Origin of the sequence: Mesorhizobium sp. M3A.F.Ca.ET.175.01.1.1, assembly GCF_004791945.1 — a bacterium.
GTDB lineage: Bacteria > Pseudomonadota > Alphaproteobacteria > Rhizobiales > Rhizobiaceae > Mesorhizobium.
Genome location: NZ_SRTP01000295.1, coordinates 1 through 307, shown reverse-complemented (window position 1 = coordinate 307; position 307 = coordinate 1). Strand labels below are relative to the sequence as shown.

Below are 307 nucleotides of genomic sequence, written 5' to 3'. Positions count from 1 at the left end.
AAATGGAAGTTATAGCCGTTTGGGTAGCGCTCTAGTTCATCCTGATGCTCGGGCTCGGCCTCCCAGAAGGGACCGGCCGGAGCGAGCTCGGTGACGACCACGCCCCGCCAGAGGCCCGAGGCGTCCACATCGGCGATCGTATCCTCGGCCACCCGCTTCTGCTCGTCGCTGGTGTAAAAGATCGCCGAGCGGTAGCTCATGCCGACCTCGTTGCCCTGACGGTTCCTGGTCGTCGGGTCGTGGATCTGGAAAAAGAATTCGAGCAGCGTGCGGAAACTGGTCCTGGCCGGATCGAAGACGATCTCGA

At 61.9% G+C, this 307-nt stretch carries 1 protein-coding gene; it reads right to left on the bottom strand.

Features of this window, described 5'->3' with window-relative positions; genetic code table 11:
• The coding region (locus EN818_RS31725; RefSeq protein ID WP_189524008.1) for a peptide-methionine (S)-S-oxide reductase at positions 1 to 307 on the bottom strand (307 nt) is incomplete at both ends.